Below are 20,612 nucleotides of genomic sequence, written 5' to 3'. Positions count from 1 at the left end.
AGGCGCTACGGGACTATCAGAACAACACCTTCGCCACATCCGCAAACCGCTTGGCGAAATGCACGGTAATCCCTTCCTTCAGATAATCCGGCAACTCATCAAAACTCCCACGATTCGGCTCCGGAAGAATCAACTCAAAAATCTTCTGCCGCCGCGCCGCAATCACCTTCTCGCGTACCCCGCCAATCGGCAAAACATGCCCGGTCAACGTCAGTTCGCCGGTCATGGCCACGCCTTTTTTCGGCGGCTGATTGCGTGCAAGCGAGAGCAGGGCACTGGCCATGGTCACGCCGGCGCTCGGGCCGTCTTTCGGGGTGGCGCCTTCTGGTACGTGCAGGTGGACGAAAGCCTCGTCGAAGAACTTCGGATCCCCGCCAAACGACTTCAGATTCGAGCTGACGTAGCTGTAGGCAATTTCCGCCGACTCCTTCATCACGTCGCCCAATTGCCCGGTGAGTTTGAAACCACGGTTGAGCGTGTGAATCCGCGTCGCTTCAATCGGCAATGTCGCGCCGCCCATGCTGGTCCAGGCCAAGCCAGTGATCACGCCGGTACCGGACAGCACTTGCTCGTTGCGGAACACCGGATGGCCGAGTGAGGTTTCGAGGTCTTTCGGGCCGAGCTTGATCACCGCTTTCGGCTCATCGATCAACTTCATCACCGCCTTGCGCACCAACTTGCCCAGTTGTTTTTCCAACTGACGCACCCCGGCTTCGCGGGCGTAACCGTCGATCAACGCCTTCAACGCGCTGTCACTGATGCTCAGGCTGCCTTTGGACACGCCGGCCTTCTCAAGCTGCTTGGGCCACAGATGACGCTTGGCGATGGCGATTTTTTCTTCGGTGATGTAACCCGACAGGCGAATCACTTCCATCCGGTCGAGCAACGGGCCGGGGATTGAATCGAGGGTGTTGGCGGTGCAGACGAACAGCACTTTCGACAGGTCCAGACGCAGGTCCAGGTAGTGGTCGAGGAATTCGACGTTCTGTTCTGGATCGAGGGTTTCCAGCAGCGCCGAGGCCGGGTCGCCCTGGTAGCTCTGGCCCATCTTGTCGATCTCGTCGAGCATGATCACCGGGTTCATCACTTCGACGTCTTTCAACGCTTGCACGAGTTTGCCCGGCATCGCACCAATGTAGGTACGGCGGTGGCCCTTGATTTCGGCTTCGTCGCGCATGCCGCCGAGGCTGAAGCGATAGAACGGTCGGCCAAGGGATTCGGCGATGGATTTGCCGACGCTGGTTTTACCCACGCCCGGCGGACCGACCAGCAATACGATGGAGCCGCTGATCTCACCTTTGTAGGCACCGACGGCGAGAAATTCGAGGATGCGGTCCTTGATGTCGTCGAGACCGGCATGGTGCTTGTCCAGCACCTTGCGTGCGTGCTTGAGGTCGAGTTTGTCCTCGCCATACACGCCCCACGGCACCGAGGTCGCCCAGTCGAGGTAGTTGCGGGTGACCGCGTACTCCGGCGAGCCGGTCTCGAGGATCGACAGCTTGTTCATTTCCTCTTCGATGCGTTTCTGCGCCTGCGTCGACAACACTTTGCCGACCAGGCGCTGTTCGAACTGCTCGATGTCGGCGCTGCGATCGTCCTTGGTCAGGCCCAGCTCTTGCTGGATGACTTTTAACTGTTCTTTGAGGAAGAACTCGCGCTGATGCTCGCCGATCTTGCGGTTAACTTCGGCGGAAATTTCTTTTTGCAGTCGCGCAACCTCAACTTCCTTGCGCAGCATCGGCAGGACTTTTTCCATGCGCTTGAGCATCGGCACGCAGTCGAGCACTTCTTGCAGCTCGCTGCCGGTGGCGGAAGTCAGGGCGGCGGCGAAGTCGGTCAGCGGCGACGGATCGTTGGGGCTGAAGCGGTTGAGGTAGTTCTTCAGCTCTTCGCTGTACAGCGGGTTGAGCGGCAGCAGTTCCTTGATCGCGTTGATCAGCGCCATGCCGTAGGCCTTGACCTCGTCGGTCGGCTCGGTCGGCTGATGCGGGTACTCGACTTCCACCAGGTACGGCGGGCGATGGTGCTTGAGCCAGGTGCGGATGCGCACGCGGGTCAGGCCTTGGGCGACGAACTGCAGTTTGCCGTTTTCGCGGCTGGCGTGGTGCACCTTGACCAGCGTGCCGTAGAGCGGCAGGGCCGAGGTGTCGAAATGGCGCGGGTCTTCCTGGGGCGTGTCCATGTAGAACAAGGCCAGGGAGTGATGATCGGATTTGCTTACCAGATCCAGCGTTTCAGCCCAGGGTTCTTCATTGACGATCACCGGCAGCACTTGGGCCGGGAAGAACGGGCGGTTGTGGATCGGGATGATGTAGACCTTGTCCGGCAGGTTCTGGCCGGGCAGGGCGAGGCCTTTGCCGGTGGAGTGGTGCGGGGCGTTTTCGGGGTCGGCGTACTCGCTCGGGTCTTCGGGGAATTCTTGCTGGTCGCTCATGGGGCACCTGCGCAATGGGGTATGGATCTTAGATGGGGCAGGTGGGGGGTGGTTTCAATGGCGGGGGGTGTTTCGTGATGTGCGTTCAGTTTTCCGACAGCTACACATCGCTAAGTGCTGGATCCTTCGGAGCCGCAAAGGGCGCGCCAATGAAAAAGCCCGCTGGACCGGTAATGGTCAGCGGGCTTTTTGAGAAACATGGGCGTTACGGGCGGATTTCGATCATCGTGCCGTCCGGCACCAGGCCCCATACCTCGCGCATGTCCATGTTGCGCATGGCGATGCAGCCGTCGGTCCAGTCCAGGGTGTGGAACAGGTTTTCAGGGTTTTCTTCGGTGTCCGGCGTGCCGTGGATCATGATCATGCCGCCGGGCTCGACGCCTTCGCGCCGGGCGCGCGCAGAGTCGCTGATGTTCGGGTAGGAGATGTGCATCGCCAGGTTGAATTTATCGCTGACCTTGCGCCAGTCCAGCCAATAAAAACCTTCAGGCGTGCGTTTGTCGCCTTCCATCAGTTTCTGCCCCTTGGGGCGTTTGCCCAGGGAGATGCGATAGGTCTTCAGCGGCTTGCCGTCGTTGATCAATTGCAATTGGTGGGCGGACTTGAGAACCAGGACTTTTTCGATGACTTTGCCGTCCAGTGTTTCCGCAACGGAAGCCTGGGAGACAGCGACGAACGACAAGCAAAACAGGGCAAGCAACCAGCGCATTGAAACGATATCCCTAAGAGGTGTCGTGGCTATTTTATTTATAGATGTTTTTTAGGTGATGGCAGGCTGAGCAAGCGGCGGGATCGACTCGGATCGTACAGGGTAGACCTCGGTCCGCCGGTCAGCGAAGAAGCATTCTAAGGTACGGCCCACCGTGCGGAAAGCCAGGTCGGACCACGGGATGTCGGCTTCGTCGAAAAGTGCCACTTCCAGGCTCTCGGGACCAGCGGAAAAATCCAGGTCCACCAGCTCTGCGCGAAAGAACACATGCACCTGACTGATGTGCGGCACATCGATCAACGTATAGATGCTCAAGTTACGCACCCGCGCGCAGGCTTCTTCGGCGGTCTCGCGAATGGCCGCCTGCTCGATGGTTTCACCGTTCTCCATGAAACCGGCGGGCAGGGTCCAGTAACCGAGCCGTGGCTCAATGGCGCGCCGGCACAGCAACACCTTCGAGCCCCAGGTCGCCACGCAGCCGGCGACGATATTGGGGTTCTGGTAGTGAATCGCCTGACAGCTGTCACAGACAAAACGCAGACGCGAATCGCCTTCGGGAATGCGCTGGGTGACCGGGTTGCCGCACTGACTGCAAAATTTCATGCTTGGGTTCCTGAATGCTGCGCCTATCTTGGCGTGCGGCGGTGTCTGTCGGCAAGTTGTCGTTTAGCGACACTCCGCAGTTCGGGGCTTGGGCGGTCGATGTGATTGGTGCATGATGCGAGGTAGCGAATAAATCGAGAAGACTCATGCTGGACGAGCTACTGCATCGAGTAAGCAACCACATCCCACGCACACTGGAAACCGACAAGCGTTTCCCGGAGGCCGCGGTTCTGGTGCCCATCACTCGCAGTGATGAACCGGAACTGGTTCTGACCCTGCGCGCCAGCGGGCTCTCGACCCATGGCGGCGAAGTGGCCTTCCCCGGCGGACGCCGCGACCCGGAAGATCCGGACCTGATTTTCACCGCGCTACGCGAGGCCGAAGAAGAAATCGGCCTGCCGCCAGGCTTGGTCGAAGTGATCGGGCCGTTGAGCCCGCTCATTTCCCTCCACGGCATCAAGGTCACGCCTTATGTCGGCGTGATCCCGGATTTTGTCGAGTACCTGGCCAACGACGCCGAGATCGCTGCGGTGTTCAGCGTTCCCCTGGAGTTCTTCCGCAAGGACCCGCGTGAACATACCCATCGCATCGATTACCAGGGCCGTAGCTGGTACGTGCCGAGTTATCGTTACGGCGAATACAAGATCTGGGGCCTGACCGCGATCATGATCGTCGAGTTGATCAACCTGCTCTATGACGCCAAAATCAGCCTGCACCAGCCGCCCAAGAGTTTTATCAACACCTGAAGCCATCGCTCGTATGGCGTAAAGTCGCGGCTGCCTGAGCCTGAGGACAACACGATGAAATACCGCCTGGGCGACGCCCGCGTCGACACCCATCCACAGAGCTGGGTTGCCCCCAACGCTGTGCTGGTGGGCAAGGTCAAACTGGAAGAGGGCGCCAACGTCTGGTTCAACGCCGTGCTGCGTGGCGACAACGAACTGATCCTGATCGGCAAGAACAGCAACGTCCAGGACGGCACCGTGATGCACACCGACATGGGCTACCCGCTGACCATCGGCACCGGCGTGACCATCGGCCATAACGCCATGCTCCATGGCTGCACCGTCGGTGACTACAGTCTGATCGGCATTAATGCAGTGATCCTCAACGGCGCGAAAATCGGCAAGAACTGCATCATCGGCGCCAACTCGCTGATCGGCGAAGGCAAGGAAATTCCGGACGGTTCGCTGGTCATGGGCTCGCCCGGCAAGGTCGTGCGCGAGCTGACCGAGCCGCAGAAGAAAATGCTCGAGGCCAGCGCTGCGCACTATGTGCATAACTCGCAGCGTTATGCCCGCGATCTGGCAGAGCAGGAAGAATGAACACGCCCGAACGCCCGGTGTTATCGCCCTGCGTGAATATTTGTGCGCTGGACGACGATGACATCTGCACCGGGTGTCAGCGCACCGTGGCGGAAATCACGGGCTGGAGCCGGATGGACAACGAAGAGCGGCGCAAGGTGTTGGGGTTGTGCCATGAGCGGGCGAAGTCCAGCGGGTTGATCTGGATGATTGGAGCTAAATCGGATAATTGAGGTGCGCCCTTCGCGGGCAAGCCTCGCTCCTACAGATCTGCGTCGAACACGTAATTGTGGTTTCACCCAAAACTGTAGGAGCGAGGCTTGCCCGCGAAGGCGTCAGCGCTGACACCACAACCTTCTCTGCAGTACTCTGTGCGCCAAATTGACAGGTACTCTCGCGCCCCATGCTCTTTCTGATCGCCTACATCAGCAGCGTCGTGCTGATCAACTACGCCTTTTCCACCGCGCCGCACCTGGACATCATCTGGTCCGCCTGGGGCGGTTTGGTCTTCGTCCTGCGCGACATGGTGCAAACCCGCTTCGGTCACGGTGCAATCGCGGCGATGCTGGCAGCGCTGGTGCTGTCCTATGTCACCTCCGATCCGTCCATCGCCCTGGCCAGCGCCACGGCTTTCGCGGTCTCCGAATGCATCGACTGGCTGGTGTTCAGCATCACCAAACGCCCGCTGCACGACCGCCTGTGGATAAGTTCGGCCCTGAGCATTCCCCTCGATACCTTCATCTTCTTCGGCATGATCGACGCGTTCACCCCGGCCGTGATCCTCACCGCCATGGGTTCGAAGTTCGCCGGCGTGACCGCTGTGTGGCTGATCATGGCGTGGCGCTTGCGCAAACAGGCCGTCGTCGGCTGAAGCCAAACCCTCAGGTTCATGTAAAATGCCGCGCTTTCTCCCCATGGGAAGCGTGCCAGGCACAGCGACCCTCGATGATCCGCTCCTTTGAGGACCTGAGATGACCCGTATCGGAACTCCATTGTCGCCAACCGCGACCCGCGTATTGATGTGTGGCTGTGGTGAGTTGGGCAAGGAAGTGGTGATCGAGCTGCAACGCCTGGGCGTTGAAGTGATTGCCGTTGACCGTTACGCCAACGCGCCGGCCATGCAAGTCGCTCACCGCAGCCACGTGATCAACATGCTCGATGGCGCCGCCCTGCGTGCCGTGATCGAAGCCGAGAAACCGCACTTCATCGTGCCGGAAATCGAAGCCATCGCCACCGCGACCCTGGTCGAACTGGAAGCCGAAGGCTTCACCGTGATTCCGACCGCACGCGCCGCGCAACTGACCATGAACCGTGAAGGCATCCGTCGCCTGGCCGCTGAAGAGCTGGACCTGCCGACCTCGCCGTACCACTTTGCCGACACCTTCGAGGATTACAGCAAAGCCGTTCAGGACCTGGGCTTCCCGTGCGTGGTCAAGCCGGTGATGAGTTCGTCGGGCAAGGGCCAGAGCCTGCTGCGCAGCGTCGATGACGTGAAAACCGCGTGGGATTACGCGCAAGAAGGCGGCCGTGCCGGTAAAGGTCGGGTGATCGTCGAGGGCTTCATCGACTTCGACTACGAAATCACCTTGCTGACCGTGCGTCACGTCGGCGGCACCACGTTCTGCGCGCCGGTCGGTCACCGTCAGGAGAAGGGCGACTATCAGGAATCCTGGCAGCCACAAGCCATGAGCCCGGTTGCCCTGGCGGAATCCGAGCGTGTGGCCAAAGCGGTCACCGAAGCCTTGGGCGGTCGTGGTCTGTTTGGCGTCGAGTTGTTCATCAAAGGCGATCAGGTTTGGTTCAGCGAAGTCTCGCCGCGCCCGCACGACACCGGCCTGGTAACACTGATTTCTCAGGACCTGTCGCAGTTCGCACTGCACGCGCGGGCCATTCTGGGGCTGCCGATTCCATTGATCCGTCAGTTCGCGCCTTCGGCTTCGGCGGTAATTCTGGTGGAAGGGCAGTCGACCCAGACCGCGTTCGCCAATCTCGGCGCGGCATTGAGCGAGCCGGACACGGCGTTGCGTCTGTTCGGCAAACCTGAAGTGAATGGTCAGCGCCGGATGGGTGTGGCACTGGCGCGGGACGAGTCGATCGAGGCTGCCCGGGCTAAAGCGACCCGCGCTTCTCAGGCGGTCGTGGTAGAGCTTTAAAAGCATCGCCAGCAAGCCGGCTCCTACAGGTCTGTGTGAATATCCATGTCACGCATCAATCTTGTAGGAGCCGGCTTGCTGGCGATTTCGATTGATCAGGCAACCCGATTCAAATCGTTGTGACGCGTCTCCTTCAGGCACAGCACCGCAATCAAACTCAGCACCGCCGCCCCCGACACATACCCGCCGACATAACTCAAACCACCCATCGCCACCAGCTTCTGCGCAAAGAACGGCGCCGCCGAGGCTCCGACAATGCCGCCCAGGTTGTAGGCTGCTGACGCTCCGGTATAACGCACGTGTGTCGGAAACAGCTCCGGCAGCAGCGCACCCATTGGTGCAAACGTCACGCCCATCAGAAACAATTCGATGCACAGGAACAGCGCCACGCCCCAGGTCGAACCCTGGGTCAGCAGCGGCTCCATCAAGAACCCGGACAGAATCGCCAGCACGCCGCCGATGATCAACACCGGTTTGCGCCCGTAACGGTCACTGGCCCAGGCCGACAAAGGCGTCGCGGCGGCCATGAACAGCACCGCGAAGCACAGCAGCGCGAGGAAGGTTTCGCGGGTGTAGCCCAGCGTCGACACGCCATAACTGAGCGAAAACACCGTCGAGATGTAGAACAGCGCGTAGCACACCACCATCGAACCGGCGCCCAGCAGCATCGGCGCCCAATACTGGCTGAACAGCTCGACCAGCGGGATCTTCACCCGTTCCTGACGGGCCATGGCATTGGCGAACACCGGGGTTTCGTGCAGCTTGAGGCGCACGTACAGGCCGACCATCACCAGCGCGGCGCTGAGCAGGAACGGGATCCGCCAGCCCCACGAACGGAACTGTTCGTCATCCAGCGTCATTGCCAGCGTCAAAAACAGCCCGTTGGCCGCGAGAAAGCCGATCGACGGGCCAAGCTGCGGGAACATGCCGAACCAGGCGCGCTTGCCCTTGGGCGCGTTCTCCGTCGCCAGCAATGCCGCGCCGCCCCATTCGCCGCCCAGGCCCAGACCCTGGCCGAAGCGCAGCACGCAGAGCAGGATCGGCGCCCAGGCCCCAATGCTGTCGTAACCCGGCAGCACGCCGATCAGCGTGGTGCACACGCCCATCAACAGCAAGGAGGCGACCAGGGTCGATTTGCGCCCGATGCGGTCACCGAAGTGGCCGAACAGTGCCGAGCCCAGTGGCCTGGCGAGGAACGCGATGCCGAACGTGAGAAAGGCCGAAAGCATCTGGGCCGTGCCGGAGGTCTGCGGAAAAAACACCGGACCGATCACCAGCGCCGCGGCAGTGGCGTACACGTAGAAGTCGTAGAACTCGATGGCGGTGCCGATGAAACTCGCGGTCGCCACGCGGGTGGCGGAGTTCGTCGGTTGCGCAGGCGTGGTTTCTGAATAGGTCGTGCTGGTCGTCATGCGGTAATCCCTGACAGTCATGTGCCCCAGTGGAGCGAATTATTATGGTCGAACACCCAGGGATGTGGGTTTGATGCGGGGGTGCGGGTAGCACGGGGGTGGGGCGGGGCTTGGGTAAGCGGTCTCGATTATGCCACGGTCTGACGACACAGTACTGTAGGAGCCAGGCTTGCCGGCGAAGGCGTTCTCAAGTACGCCTTCGCCGGCAAGCCTGGCTCCTACAAAGAATGAGTTGTGTCAGACAGTTGTGGGTGTCGCAGCCGTATGCCAGATCAACACGCGGGTCACGCGGTTGTCTTCGGTCTCCAGAATCTCCAGCCGATAACGCCCGATCTTCAGGCACACCGCACTGTCCGGAATTGTCTCCAGCGCCTCGGTCACCAGCCCGTTAAGGGTTTTCGGGCCATCGCTGGGCAAATGCCAGCCGAGGCTTTTGTTCAGGTCACGAATCGACGCCGCACCGTCGATCACCAGGCGTCCGTCGGCCTGCGGATGGATGTGCGGGTTGTGCAGGCTGTGCTGGCTTTCGAATTCGCCGACGATTTCTTCGAGAATGTCTTCCAGCGTGACGATGCCGAGCACTTCGCCATACTCGTCGACCACCATGCCCAGGCGCCGCTGCTGTTTGTGAAAGTTCAACAGTTGCAGCTGCAACGGTGTGCTTTCCGGTACGAAATACGGGTCGTGACACGCGGCCAGCAGCGCTTCGCGAGTCAGCAGGCCGTCGGGCAGCAGATGGCGAATCTGTCGGGTGTTGAGCACCGCCTCGACCTGGTTGATGTCACTGTGGAACACCGGCAGGCGCGTGCGCCGGTTGGCCCGAAGCTGTTCGAGGATTTCTTCGATGGAGTCGTCGAGGTTGATCCCGTCGACATCGCTGCGCGGCACCAGAATGTCGTTGACCGTGATGTTGTCCAGCGCGTGGATGCCGGACACCGCGTGCGGACGGCAAACCGGTTGTTGGTCGTCGTGACGATCCTTCGGCGTCTCGTCCTCGCTCTGCTGCACCACTTTGGCCTTGCGGGCAAACGGCCGCATCAGCAACTGGCTGATGCCATTGAGCAGCCAGGCGGCCGGGTAGATGATTTTCAGCGGCGTGCGGAGCAGGGTGTTGCCCAGCGCCAGGACCGCGTCGGGATAGCGGACGGCCAAGGTGCGCGGCAGGTAGTCGGCAAACACCAGCAGAATCGCGCCGGCTCCCAGGCACGCGGCCCATGGACCGTTTTCAGCCCAGGTGAAAATCGCCAGCAAGGTGCTGATGACCACTACCAGTGCACGGCACAGGGTGTTGCAGAAAATCAGGCTGTTGAGCGGAAAACTCAGCTTTGCCACCGGTTTGTCGCTTGCGCGCGAGGCGGTGCGCTGGGCCAGCAAGTGCTGGTGTGCCGCTTCAATGGCGGTGAACAGCCCCGACCATAAAATCAGCAGGGCCACTACGGCGAGCATCGGCCCTATGGGCAAGTCGTCCATTTATGCCGCCCGTCAGATGTGCAGGATGTATTCACGGACCAGCTTGCTGCCGAAATACGCGAGCATCAACAGGCAGAAACCGGCGAGGGTCCAGCGAATGGCCTTGTGTCCGCGCCAGCCGAGGCGGTTGCGGCCCCAGAGCAGCACGCTGAAGACGATCCAGGCCAGGCACGCCAGCAAGGTTTTGTGCACCAGATGCTGGGCGAACAGATTGTCGACGAACAGCCAGCCAGAGATCAGCGACAGCGACAGCAAGGTCCAGCCCGCCCAGAGGAAACCGAACAACAGGCTTTCCATTGTTTGCAGCGGCGGGAAGTTCTTGATCAGTCCGGACGGGTGCTTGTGCTTGAGTTGATGGTCCTGAACCAGCAGCAGCAAGGCCTGGAACACCGCGATGGTGAACATGCCGTAAGCCAGGATCGACAACAGGATATGCGCGAGGATTCCCGGCTCTTCGTCGATGATCTGAACCGTACCGGCCGGGGCAAACTGAGCCAGCAGTACGGTGGCGGCGCCCAGCGGCAACAGCAATATCAGTAGGTTTTCCACCGGAATCCGCGAGCAGGCCAGCAGCGTCAGGGCAATGACCGCCGCGGCGATCAGGCTGGCGGCGCTGAAAAAATCCAGGCCCAGGCCAATCGGTGTCAACAGATGGGTGAACAGGCTGGCGCTGTGAGCCAGCACGGCGAGCACGCCGAGCGTGACCAGCAGGCGTTTGTTCGCCTTGGCGCCGGTGGCCAGGCGAGAGCCCTGATAGAGAGTCGCAGCGGCATATAAGCAGGCGGCGGCGAGGGTAGTCAGTAAACTGGGTGACAAGGGGAGCATAAATCCTGTTAGGCAAGCCCGAAAGGCGCTGAGTTTGGCATAGAACCCACACGCCACGAAAGTGCGAGGTGTCCGCCAGTCGCAGTCTTCGCTATAATCCGCGACCTGCCCACGCCGCAGGCTCGCCGAGCATATGTTGATTCCGGTCTGGGCCGCCATTATCCCGGTCTACACAGGGCCTGAAAGGATCGCGCAATGTTTGAAAACTTAACCGACCGTCTCTCGCAGACGCTGCGCCATGTCACCGGCAAGGCCAAGCTGACCGAGGACAACATCAAAGACACCCTGCGCGAAGTGCGCATGGCGTTGCTCGAAGCCGACGTCGCCTTGCCGGTGGTGAAGGACTTCGTCAATTCGGTCAAGGAACGCGCCGTCGGCACCGAGGTGTCGCGTAGCCTGACGCCGGGCCAGGCCTTCGTGAAGATCGTCCAGGCCGAACTCGAAAGCCTGATGGGCGCCGCCAACGAAGACCTGAACCTGAGCGCCGTTCCGCCCGCCGTCGTATTGATGGCCGGTTTGCAGGGTGCCGGTAAAACCACCACCGCCGGTAAACTTGCGCGCTTCCTTAAAGAGCGCAAGAAGAAGTCGGTGATGGTGGTGTCCGCGGACGTTTACCGTCCGGCGGCGATCAAGCAGCTGGAAATGCTCGCCGGTGAAATCGGCGTAACCTTCTTCCCGTCCGACCTGAGCCAGAAACCGGTCGAGATCGCGCAAGCGGCTATTAAAGAAGCAAAGCTTAAATTTATTGATGTGGTCATCGTCGATACCGCCGGTCGTCTGCACATCGACGAAGAGATGATGGGCGAGATCAAGGCGTTGCACGCCGCGATCAACCCGGTCGAAACGCTGTTCGTGGTCGACGCCATGACCGGCCAGGACGCCGCCAACACGGCCAAGGCCTTCGGCGATGCGCTGCCGCTGACCGGTGTGATCCTGACCAAGGTCGACGGCGACGCCCGTGGCGGTGCCGCACTGTCCGTTCGTGCCATCACCGGCAAGCCGATCAAGTTCATCGGTATGGGCGAGAAGACCGAAGCCCTTGAGCCGTTCCATCCGGAGCGTATCGCTTCGCGGATCCTCGGCATGGGCGACGTGCTCAGCCTGATCGAACAGGCCGAAGCGACGCTCGACAAGGACAAAGCCGACAAACTGGCCAAGAAGCTGAAGAAGGGCAAGGGCTTCGACCTCGAAGACTTCCGCGATCAGCTGCAACAGATGAAGAACATGGGCGGCCTCGGTGGCCTCATGGACAAACTGCCGAACATCGGCGGTGTGAACCTGGCGCAAATGGGCAATGCCCAGGGCGCGGCAGAGAAACAATTCAAGCAGATGGAAGCCATCATCAATTCCATGACCCCGGCCGAGCGCCGCGACCCTGAGCTGATCAGCGGTTCGCGCAAACGCCGGATCGCCATGGGTTCCGGCACCCAGGTGCAGGACATCGGTCGCTTGATCAAGCAGCACAAGCAGATGCAGAAGATGATGAAGAAATTCTCCGCGAAAGGCGGAATGGCCAAAATGATGCGCGGTATGGGCGGTATGTTGCCCGGCGGCGGCATGCCGAAAATGTAAAGAATTCGCGCAGGGGCTTGCTCTTGCGCAGCCCACACGGAAGTGGGATCTCCAGCAAACCCGCACTTGGCGGGAGCTGACTGGCCGTTTTCAACGACGGCTCTATAGCAAATCTGGATGGCGTCCGATAGGCCGCCGGAAAAAGACATTTGCAAAAGTCCGGATATTCCTTAGAATATGCGGCCTTTCGGGCACCTATGCCCGCTGTGCCTTTAGATTTGCAGCACCGACTACAGGAACGATGTTCACATGCTAACAATCCGTCTTGCCCTTGGCGGCTCCAAAAAGCGCCCGTTTTACCACTTGACCGTAACCGACAGCCGCAACCCGCGCGACGGTTCGCACAAGGAACAGGTTGGTTTCTTCAACCCTGTTGCTCGTGGTCAAGAAGTCCGTCTGTCCGTGAACCAAGAGCGCGTAGCCTACTGGCTGAGCGTTGGTGCACAACCTTCTGAGCGTGTTGCTCAGTTGTTGAAGGACGCTGCTAAGGCTGCGGCCTGAGCAATATGAACGCGACGCCAGCCATTGCTGATGATTTGATCGTTATCGGCAAGATTTATTCTGTTCATGGCGTTCGCGGCGAAGTGAAGGTGTATTCCTTTACTGATCCGACAGAAAACCTGTTGCAGTACAAAACCTGGACGCTCAAGCGCGAAGGCAATGTGAAACAGGTCGAGCTGGTCAGCGGACGCGGGAGCGACAAGTTCCTGGTCGCAAAGCTCAAGGGTCTTGATGATCGTGAAGAAGCGCGTCTTCTGGCCGGTTATGAGATCTGCGTGCCGCGCAACCTGTTCCCTGAATTGACCGACGGCGAGTACTACTGGTACCAGCTGGAAGGTCTGAAGGTTATTGATCACCTTGGGCAATTGCTCGGGAAAATCGATCATCTTCTGGAAACCGGCGCCAATGATGTAATGGTGGTCAAGCCTTGCGCTGGCAGCCTGGATGATCGCGAACGCCTGTTGCCCTATACGGAGCAATGCGTGTTGGCCGTCGACCTTGCCGCAGGCGAGATGAAGGTGGATTGGGACGCGGACTTCTAAGCGTGGCTAACTTGCGCGTAGAAGTGATCAGTTTGTTTCCCGAGATGTTCTCCGCCATCAGCGAGTACGGCATCACCAGTCGGGCGGTGAAACAGGGGCTCTTGCAGCTCACCTGTTGGAATCCGCGAGACTACACGACGGATCGACATCACACTGTGGACGATCGCCCATTTGGCGGTGGCCCGGGCATGGTGATGAAGATCAAACCCCTGGAAGATGCTCTGGTTCAGGCCAAGGCAGCAGCCGGGGAGGCGGCGAAGGTGATTTACCTGTCCCCCCAAGGCCGTCAACTGACTCAGTCGGCGGTACGCGAGTTGGCGAATCTGGATGCATTGATCCTGATTGCCGGCCGCTATGAAGGCATTGACGAGCGTTTTATTGATGCTCATGTCGATGAAGAGTGGTCGATTGGCGACTATGTACTGTCTGGCGGCGAGCTGCCGGCGATGGTCCTGATCGATGCGGTTACACGACTGCTGCCTGGAGCTTTAGGGCATGCGGACTCCGCCGAGGAAGATTCCTTTACGGATGGTTTGCTGGATTGCCCGCACTACACCCGACCGGAGGTGTATGCGGATCAGCGTGTTCCCGACGTATTGCTAAGTGGCAATCACGCGCACATCCGGCGTTGGCGTTTACAGCAGTCCCTTGGTAGGACCTTTGAACGACGCGCCGATCTTCTGGAAAGCCGCTCGCTTTCTGGAGAAGAGAAGAAGCTGCTCGAGGAATACATCCGCGAGCGGGACGATAGTTAACAACGTATCGATGGTAAGTCCGTTGATTTACCTTAGGAGCACAGCATGACTAACAAAATCATCCTTGCACTCGAAGCAGAGCAGATGACCAAAGAGATCCCTACCTTTGCCCCGGGCGACACTATTGTCGTTCAGGTGAAAGTGAAGGAAGGCGACCGTTCGCGTCTGCAAGCGTTCGAAGGTGTTGTTATCGCCAAGCGTAACCGCGGCGTAAACAGTGCTTTCACCGTTCGTAAAATCTCCAACGGTGTTGGCGTAGAGCGTACTTTCCAGACCTACAGCCCGCAAATCGACAGCATGGCCGTTAAACGTCGCGGTGACGTACGTAAAGCCAAGCTGTACTACCTGCGTGACCTGTCCGGTAAAGCAGCTCGCATCAAGGAAAAACTGGCTTAAGTCCAGCTTCCGATGCAGAAAAAAGCAGCCTACGGGCTGCTTTTTTGTTGCCCGCCATTTATCCCGGAATTTCGTTTCAGGTTGTAGACCCATGACCGCTCGCGAGCAAGAAATCGAACGCCGCACCGAACTCTCGGTGAGCCGCGTGACCAAGGCGGTTTTCCCGTCGACCACCAACCACCACAACACCCTGTTCGGCGGCACTGCGCTGGCCTGGATGGATGAAGTGTCATTCATCACCGCCACCCGCTTTTGCCGGCTACCGTTGGTGACCGTTTCCACGGACCGCATCGACTTCAATCACGCAATCCCTGCCGGCTCCATCGTTGAGCTGGTCGGGCGGGTGATCAAGGTCGGCAATACCAGCCTCAAGGTTGAGGTTGAAGTGTTTGTTGAAAGCATGAGCTGTGATGGTCGCGAGAAGGCGATTCATGGGCAGTTCAGCTTTGTGGCGATTGATGAAGACAAGCGGCCGGTGCCGGTGTTGCCTGGGTTTGCCGCCTGACTTGATACCGAGGTGCGGCCTTCGCGGGCAAGCCTCGCTCCTACAGGGCTTCACTGTCCTTGTAGGAGCGAGGCTTGCCCGCGAATCGTTTTATCAAGCGCCGCCGACCTGCGGTTGAATTAACGCCACTACCGTCCACCCTCTCGAAGGCTTGATCGCGCTGTCTGGCGTCGCCACATGCACCCAACCGCTGTCATCCCGGGCAAATAGCAGCGTCGCACGCTCTCCATGCAGCGCCCGGTAATCCTCCCAGCCAAACCCCTCCGTCAGAGTTGTGCTGTACAGCTCGGCCCCCTGGTGCAGCAGATTAGCCAGTTTGTTGTAGGTCAGTTCCTCATTGCCCAGCAAACGCCCGCGATGTTCATGGCTGGCGCGGTGCTTGTCGGTGCGGTGGCTTTCCTGACCACTGGCGAGACCAAACAGTCGCTGATGGCCGAAATCGTGTCGAAAACGCATCGACGCCAACGTATTCAGTTCGCCGGACGGCGACAATGTCAGCAAATGCCCAAGCCCGACCAGATCCAGATGAGCATCGGCATGCTGCGACGCCGGGTTGCCGAAGTAGGTCGGCAAACCGTCCATGCGCGCCGCGCGAATATTCTCCCAGCTTGAATCCGTCAGCAGCACTCGACAGCCCAGCTGCTGCAAAGCTTTGCCCAAGGTACGTGCCGGGGCGTTGGCGCCGACGATCAGAAAACCGCTGGGCGCCGGTTCGGCAACTTTCAGCAAGCGCGCCAATGGCCGGGCCGTGGCACTTTGCAGCACCACCGTGCCGATGATCACCGCAAACGTCAGTGGCACCAGCAGCAACGCGCCTTCGAGTCCGGCCTCATCCAGGCGAACGGCGAAAATCGCCGAAACCGCCGCCGCCACGATTCCTCGAGGTGCGATCCACGACAGCAGCGCCCGCTCGCGCCAGCTCAAATTCGAGCCTGCCGTGGAAAGCATGACGTTCAATGGCCGTGCAATGAACTGAATGATCAGCAACAGAATCAGCACCAGCGGCCCGAGGCCGATCAAGGCGTTCAGATCGAGTCGCGCCGCGAGCAAAATGAACAGCCCGGAGATCAGCAGCACGCTGAGGTTCTCCTTGAAGTGCAGGATGTCCCGCACATCCACGTCCTTCATGTTGGCCAGCCAGATCCCCATCAAGGTCACGGCCAGCAAACCGGATTCGTGCATGACTTGATTGGCGGTAATGAAAATCCCCAGCACCGCCGCCAACGCCGCCAGGTTGTGCAGGTATTCCGGTAACCATTGGCGCCGAATGATCGTGCCGAGCACCCAGCCGCCCGCAATCCCGAATGCGGTGCCGCACAGAATCACTCCGCCGAAGGTCAGCAGGCTTTGGCTCAAGCCGTCACCCGACGTACGGGCGATGATGAAGCTGTAGACCACCACGGCGAGGAGGGCGCCGATCGGGTCGATGACGATGCCTTCCCAGCGCAGGATGTTGGCAATCGAGGCTTTGGGGCGTACCACACGCAGCATCGGTACGATGACCGTGGGCCCGGTGACCAGCGTCAGGCTGCCGAAGAGAATCGCGAGCAACCAGTCGAAACCCAGCAGCCAGTGCGTGGCGACAGCAATGACCACCCAGGTCGAGATCGCGCCAATCGTCACCAGTCGGCGTACGACGCTGCCGATTTCGCGCCATTCCGACAGGTGCAGTGTCAGGCTGCCTTCAAACAGAATCAGTGCCACCGCCAGCGACACCAGTGGCATTAGCAAAGGGCCGAACATTTCCTGTGGGTCGAGCCAGCCCAGGATCGGGCCGACCAGAATGCCGCTCAGCAACAGAAACAGGATCGCCGGCAATTTCAGTCGCCACGCCAGCCACTGACACCCCAGTGCCGCCGCACCAATACCGCCAAAAGCCAACAGAATCTGTTGCTCGTTCATTGAGTCTTCCTGTTCCTTGAAGTAGCGGGCTATGAAAGACTAGCGGTGGTTTTTACTGTTCACCTTTTTTTCGCGCGCAGTCTCAAGACTGCATGTTTCGAGTGCCCATGCCTGCCATCGATCATCCACTGATAGACCAATTCCTCGACGCGTTATGGCTGGAGAAAGGCCTTTCCGACAACACTCGCGATGCCTATCGCAGTGACCTGGCCTTGTTCAATGGCTGGCTGCAGGAGAAGGGGCTGGAGTTGATCAACGCCGGTCGCGAGCTGATCCTCGATCACCTGGCCTGGCGCCTGGAGCAGAACTACAAACCCCGTTCCACGGCGCGATTTCTCTCGGGTGTGCGTGGCTTTTATCGCTATCTGTTGCGGGAAAAGTTGATCGCGGTCGATCCGACGTTGCGCGTCGATATGCCTCAACTCGGTAGGCCGTTGCCAAAATCCTTGTCGGAAGCTGATGTGGAAGCACTGCTGAAAGCGCCGGATCTGAGTGAAGCGATCGGCCAGCGTGACCGCGCCATGCTCGAAGTGCTGTACGCCTGCGGTTTGCGGGTGACGGAACTGATCAGTCTGACGCTGGAGCAGGTCAACCTGCGCCAGGGCGTGCTGCGGGTGATGGGCAAGGGCAGCAAGGAGCGGCTGGTGCCGATGGGTGAGGAGGCGATTGTCTGGGTCGAGCGTTACATGCGCGACGCTCGTGGCGAGCTGCTCGGCGGGCGTCCCAGCGATGTGCTGTTCCCCAGTCAGCGCGGCGAGCAGATGACCCGCCAGACTTTCTGGCACCGTATCAAGCATCAGGCCAAGGTCGCGGGGATCGGCAAGTCGCTGTCGCCGCACACCTTGCGCCATGCCTTCGCCACACACCTGCTCAACCACGGTGCGGATTTGCGAGTGGTGCAGATGCTGCTCGGCCATAGCGACCTGTCGACCACTCAGATCTACACCCACGTCGCCCGGGCACGCTTGCAGGACCTGCATGCCAAACACCATCCGCGTGGATGATCACAATCCCTGCTGCGCGATCCCTGTAGGAGCGAAGCTTGCTCGCGAAGGAAGTCTGGACAACACGTTCATCCAGACAGCACGCGTTATCGTTGACCTCCTTCGCGAGCAAGCTTCGCTCCTACAGGGATCGCGGCGTTTTCGCCGGGCTGGCGTTGTCTTGTCACCCCACATTCGGCCACACAGCCCTTATGTGGTAGGCTTTGCCGGTTTGTACGATGGGCGGTTATGACCCGGTGTTTCGGCACGGGCGTTCTGGTCGTCCCATTTGTCCGCCTTCAGGAGTTCTCATGCGTCTGACCCAGATTTTCGCCGCCGCAGCCATTGCGTTGGTCAGCACCTTTGCCGTCGCCGATGACGCGGCCGAAAAAGCCATTCGTAAAAGCCTGGAAACCCTCCAGCTCGAAGTGCCGGTAGAAAGCATTTCCGCCAGTCCGCTGCCGGGCCTGTATGAAGTCAAACTGCAGGGCAGCCGCGTGCTGTATGCCAGTGCCGACGGCCAATACGTGGTTCAGGGCTACATGTTTCAGCTCAAGGACGGCAAGCCGGTCAACCTGACCGAAAAAGCCGAACGCCTGGGCGTTTCCAAGCTGGTCAATGCAATTCCAGTGGCGGAAACCGTGGTCTACCCGGCCATCGGCGAAACCAAATCGCACATCACCGTGTTTACCGACACCACCTGCCCGTACTGCCACAAACTGCATGCCGAAGTGCCTGAGCTGAACAAGCGCGGCATTGAAGTGCGCTACGTCGCGTTCCCGCGCCAGGGCCTGGGCTCGCCGGGTGACGAACAGCTGCAAGCGGTCTGGTGCTCGAAAGACAAGAAAGCGGCCATGGACAAAATGGTCGACGGCAAGGAAATCAAGGCCGCCAAGTGCGATAACCCGGTTTCCAAACAGTTCGCCCTCGGTCAGTCGATTGGCGTGAACGGCACACCGGCCATCGTTTTGGCCGACGGTCAGGTCATTCCGGGCTACCAGCCTGCGCCACAAGTCGCCAAACTGGCGCTGGGCGCGAAGTAAATTCGCATCGTCACGGCCAGCCTTTGACGATCATGGTCCGGCGGCAACATTTGCCGGGCCATTAATAGAGAGCCGCGAGCATGCGGCTGTTTTCACGGCCGGCCTTGAGTCGGCCGTTTTATGGGGAGTTCACAGTGAAACCGGTCAAAGTAGGCATCTGTGGGTTAGGGACCGTCGGTGGCGGTACCTTCAACGTACTTCAGCGCAACGCCGAGGAAATTGCTCGTCGTGCCGGGCGTGGAATCGAAGTGGCACAAATTGCCATGCGCACGCCAAAGCCTCAGTTCCAAACGACCGGTATTGCGATTACCAACGATGTCTTCGAAGTGGCCACGAACCCTGAGATCGACATCGTTATAGAGCTGATGGGCGGCTACACCGTTGCCCGCGAGCTGGTACTCAAGGCCATCGAGAATGGCAAGCATGTGGTCACCGCGAACAAGGCGCTTATCGCCGTTCACGGTAATGAAATTTTCGCCAAGGCTCGCGAGAAGGGCGTGATCGTTGCGTTCGAAGCGGCCGTGGCCGGTGGCATTCCGGTGATCAAGGCGATCCGTGAAGGCCTGTCCGCCAACCGGATCAACTGGGTCGCCGGCATCATCAACGGCACCGGCAACTTCATCCTCACCGAGATGCGCGAGAAGGGTCGCACCTTCGAAGACGTTCTCGCCGAGGCGCAGGCCCTGGGTTACGCCGAAGCCGATCCGACCTTCGACGTTGAAGGCATCGACGCGGCCCACAAGCTGACGATCCTGGCTTCCATCGCGTTCGGCATTCCGCTGCAATTCGACAAGGCCTACACCGAAGGCATCACCAAGCTGACTACGGCTGACGTGAACTACGCCGAAGCGCTGGGCTATCGCATCAAGCACCTGGGCGTCGCTCGCAGCACGGCGGCTGGCATCGAGTTGCGCGTGCACCCGACGCTGATCCCGGCCGATCGCCTGATCGCCAACGTCAACGGCGTGATGAACGCGGTGATGGTCAACGGTGACGCTGCCGGTTCGACCCTGTTCTACGGCGCCGGCGCTGGCATGGAGCCGACTGCTTCGTCGGTGATCGCCGACCTGGTGGACGTGGTTCGCGCCATGACTTCCGATCCGGAAAACCGCGTGCCGCACCTGGCCTTCCAGCCGGATTCGCTGTCGGCGCATCCGATCCTGCCGATCGAAGCATGCGAAAGCGCCTACTACTTGCGCATTCAGGCCAAGGACCATCCGGGCGTGCTGGCTCAGGTTGCGAGCATCCTGTCGGAGCGCGGCATCAACATCGAATCGATCATGCAGAAAGAAGTCGAAGAGCATGACGGCCTGGTGCCGATGATCCTGCTGACTCACCGTGTGCTGGAACAGCACATGAACGACGCGATCGCCGCCCTCGAAGCCCTGACAGGCGTGGTCGGTCCGGTCGTACGGATCCGCGTCGAGCACCTGAACTAAGCCGTTATCGTTCACCGGGCCTGCGTGCGGGCCCGGGTTTGCGAACACTGTCCATTGGAGTCAG

At 60.0% G+C, this 20,612-nt stretch carries 21 protein-coding genes; 14 read left to right on the top strand and 7 right to left on the bottom strand.

The genetic code is table 11. The features are described from left to right. Window positions 1-16: 16 nt before the first annotated feature. The 3 genes from lon to ACYZUC_RS14785 form a co-directional block, all read right to left on the bottom strand. The gene (lon, locus tag ACYZUC_RS14795) at window positions 17-2,434 is read right to left on the bottom strand and encodes an endopeptidase La (protein WP_461996563.1); all 2,418 of its coding nucleotides are present in this window, start codon (window positions 2,432-2,434) and stop codon (window positions 17-19) included. Between the two features lie 205 nt (window positions 2,435-2,639). Next, window positions 2,640-3,143 (bottom strand): L,D-transpeptidase family protein, encoded by a 504-nt coding sequence (locus ACYZUC_RS14790; RefSeq protein ID WP_461996562.1) that lies wholly within the window; start codon window positions 3,141-3,143, stop codon window positions 2,640-2,642. A gap of 51 nt (window positions 3,144-3,194) precedes the next feature. Beyond that, window positions 3,195-3,746, bottom strand: a complete 552-nt coding sequence (locus ACYZUC_RS14785) for an NUDIX hydrolase (protein ID WP_008042386.1) — start codon at window positions 3,744-3,746, stop codon at window positions 3,195-3,197. 146 nt (window positions 3,747-3,892) lie between these two features. On the opposite strand from ACYZUC_RS14785, the gene ACYZUC_RS14780 reads away from it, so the two are divergent. The 5 genes from ACYZUC_RS14780 (at window position 3,893) to purT (ending at window position 7,203) form a co-directional block, all read left to right on the top strand. Then, the gene (locus ACYZUC_RS14780; protein ID WP_008025581.1) at window positions 3,893-4,492 is read left to right on the top strand and encodes a CoA pyrophosphatase; all 600 of its coding nucleotides are present in this window, start codon (window positions 3,893-3,895) and stop codon (window positions 4,490-4,492) included. A gap of 54 nt (window positions 4,493-4,546) precedes the next feature. Beyond that, window positions 4,547-5,071: a gamma carbonic anhydrase family protein gene (locus ACYZUC_RS14775; protein WP_008025583.1), complete on the top strand. Its 525-nt coding sequence runs from the start codon at window positions 4,547-4,549 to the stop codon at window positions 5,069-5,071. Beyond that, window positions 5,068-5,283: a DUF1289 domain-containing protein gene (locus ACYZUC_RS14770; protein ID WP_461996561.1), complete on the top strand. Its 216-nt coding sequence runs from the start codon at window positions 5,068-5,070 to the stop codon at window positions 5,281-5,283. The genes ACYZUC_RS14775 and ACYZUC_RS14770 overlap by 4 nt, the downstream gene beginning before the upstream one ends. Before the next feature lie 170 nt (window positions 5,284-5,453). Further along, entirely contained in the window at window positions 5,454-5,921 is a 468-nt protein-coding gene (locus ACYZUC_RS14765; RefSeq protein WP_461996560.1) for a preQ0 transporter, read from the top strand. 100 nt (window positions 5,922-6,021) lie between these two features. Then, the gene (gene purT, locus ACYZUC_RS14760; RefSeq protein WP_008042382.1) at window positions 6,022-7,203 is read left to right on the top strand and encodes a formate-dependent phosphoribosylglycinamide formyltransferase; all 1,182 of its coding nucleotides are present in this window, start codon (window positions 6,022-6,024) and stop codon (window positions 7,201-7,203) included. Window positions 7,204-7,298: 95 nt separating this feature from the next. On the opposite strand, the gene ACYZUC_RS14755 is transcribed toward purT, so the two are convergent. From ACYZUC_RS14755 to ACYZUC_RS14745, 3 genes are all read right to left on the bottom strand, one after another. Then, the gene (locus ACYZUC_RS14755; protein ID WP_008042381.1) at window positions 7,299-8,615 is read right to left on the bottom strand and encodes an MFS transporter; all 1,317 of its coding nucleotides are present in this window, start codon (window positions 8,613-8,615) and stop codon (window positions 7,299-7,301) included. Between the two features lie 237 nt (window positions 8,616-8,852). Next, the gene (locus ACYZUC_RS14750) at window positions 8,853-10,085 is read right to left on the bottom strand and encodes a transporter associated domain-containing protein (protein WP_461996559.1); all 1,233 of its coding nucleotides are present in this window, start codon (window positions 10,083-10,085) and stop codon (window positions 8,853-8,855) included. A 12-nt stretch (window positions 10,086-10,097) separates the two neighbouring features. After that, the gene (locus ACYZUC_RS14745; RefSeq protein WP_461996557.1) at window positions 10,098-10,910 is read right to left on the bottom strand and encodes a cytochrome C assembly family protein; all 813 of its coding nucleotides are present in this window, start codon (window positions 10,908-10,910) and stop codon (window positions 10,098-10,100) included. A 195-nt stretch (window positions 10,911-11,105) separates the two neighbouring features. Between ACYZUC_RS14745 and ffh the strand changes: the two genes are divergently transcribed. The 6 genes from ffh to ACYZUC_RS14715 all read left to right on the top strand — a co-directional run bounded on the left by ffh (window position 11,106) and on the right by ACYZUC_RS14715 (window position 15,181). Continuing rightward, the gene (gene ffh / locus ACYZUC_RS14740; protein WP_461996555.1) at window positions 11,106-12,482 is read left to right on the top strand and encodes a signal recognition particle protein; all 1,377 of its coding nucleotides are present in this window, start codon (window positions 11,106-11,108) and stop codon (window positions 12,480-12,482) included. A gap of 249 nt (window positions 12,483-12,731) precedes the next feature. Then, window positions 12,732-12,983, top strand: coding sequence for a 30S ribosomal protein S16 (gene rpsP, locus ACYZUC_RS14735; protein ID WP_007944872.1), 252 nt, complete (start codon window positions 12,732-12,734; stop codon window positions 12,981-12,983). 5 nt (window positions 12,984-12,988) lie between these two features. Next, on the top strand, window positions 12,989-13,525 hold the full coding sequence (gene rimM / locus ACYZUC_RS14730; protein ID WP_008025598.1) for a ribosome maturation factor RimM: 537 nt from the start codon (window positions 12,989-12,991) through the stop codon (window positions 13,523-13,525). Between the two features lie 2 nt (window positions 13,526-13,527). Continuing rightward, entirely contained in the window at window positions 13,528-14,280 is a 753-nt protein-coding gene (gene trmD, locus ACYZUC_RS14725; protein WP_007897583.1) for a tRNA (guanosine(37)-N1)-methyltransferase TrmD, read from the top strand. Window positions 14,281-14,325: 45 nt separating this feature from the next. Beyond that, entirely contained in the window at window positions 14,326-14,676 is a 351-nt protein-coding gene (rplS, locus tag ACYZUC_RS14720; protein ID WP_003175895.1) for a 50S ribosomal protein L19, read from the top strand. A gap of 91 nt (window positions 14,677-14,767) precedes the next feature. Beyond that, window positions 14,768-15,181: an acyl-CoA thioesterase gene (locus ACYZUC_RS14715; protein WP_008025600.1), complete on the top strand. Its 414-nt coding sequence runs from the start codon at window positions 14,768-14,770 to the stop codon at window positions 15,179-15,181. 93 nt (window positions 15,182-15,274) lie between these two features. Here ACYZUC_RS14715 and ACYZUC_RS14710 read toward each other — a convergent pair whose 3' ends face one another. Further along, window positions 15,275-17,083 carry a cation:proton antiporter gene (locus ACYZUC_RS14710; protein WP_461996549.1) on the bottom strand — a complete coding sequence of 603 codons (1,809 nt, stop codon included), beginning with the start codon at window positions 17,081-17,083 and terminating at the stop codon, window positions 15,275-15,277. A 107-nt stretch (window positions 17,084-17,190) separates the two neighbouring features. Here ACYZUC_RS14710 and xerD point away from each other — a divergent pair, with 107 nt between their 5' ends. From xerD to ACYZUC_RS14695, 3 genes are all read left to right on the top strand, one after another. Next, a complete protein-coding gene (gene xerD, locus ACYZUC_RS14705; protein ID WP_008025604.1) occupies window positions 17,191-18,087 on the top strand; it encodes a site-specific tyrosine recombinase XerD in 897 nt (298 codons plus the stop codon). A gap of 290 nt (window positions 18,088-18,377) precedes the next feature. Beyond that, complete coding sequence (dsbC, locus tag ACYZUC_RS14700) at window positions 18,378-19,109, top strand: bifunctional protein-disulfide isomerase/oxidoreductase DsbC (protein ID WP_461996547.1); 732 nt, start codon at window positions 18,378-18,380, stop codon at window positions 19,107-19,109. A 134-nt stretch (window positions 19,110-19,243) separates the two neighbouring features. Beyond that, window positions 19,244-20,548, top strand: coding sequence for a homoserine dehydrogenase (locus tag ACYZUC_RS14695; protein ID WP_027924910.1), 1,305 nt, complete (start codon window positions 19,244-19,246; stop codon window positions 20,546-20,548). Window positions 20,549-20,612: the final 64 nt, after the last annotated feature.

The organism is Pseudomonas sp. GT1P32 (assembly GCF_054897805.1).
Note: the sequence above shows the minus strand (reverse complement) of the source record. Positions and strands in the feature narration are given on the sequence as shown.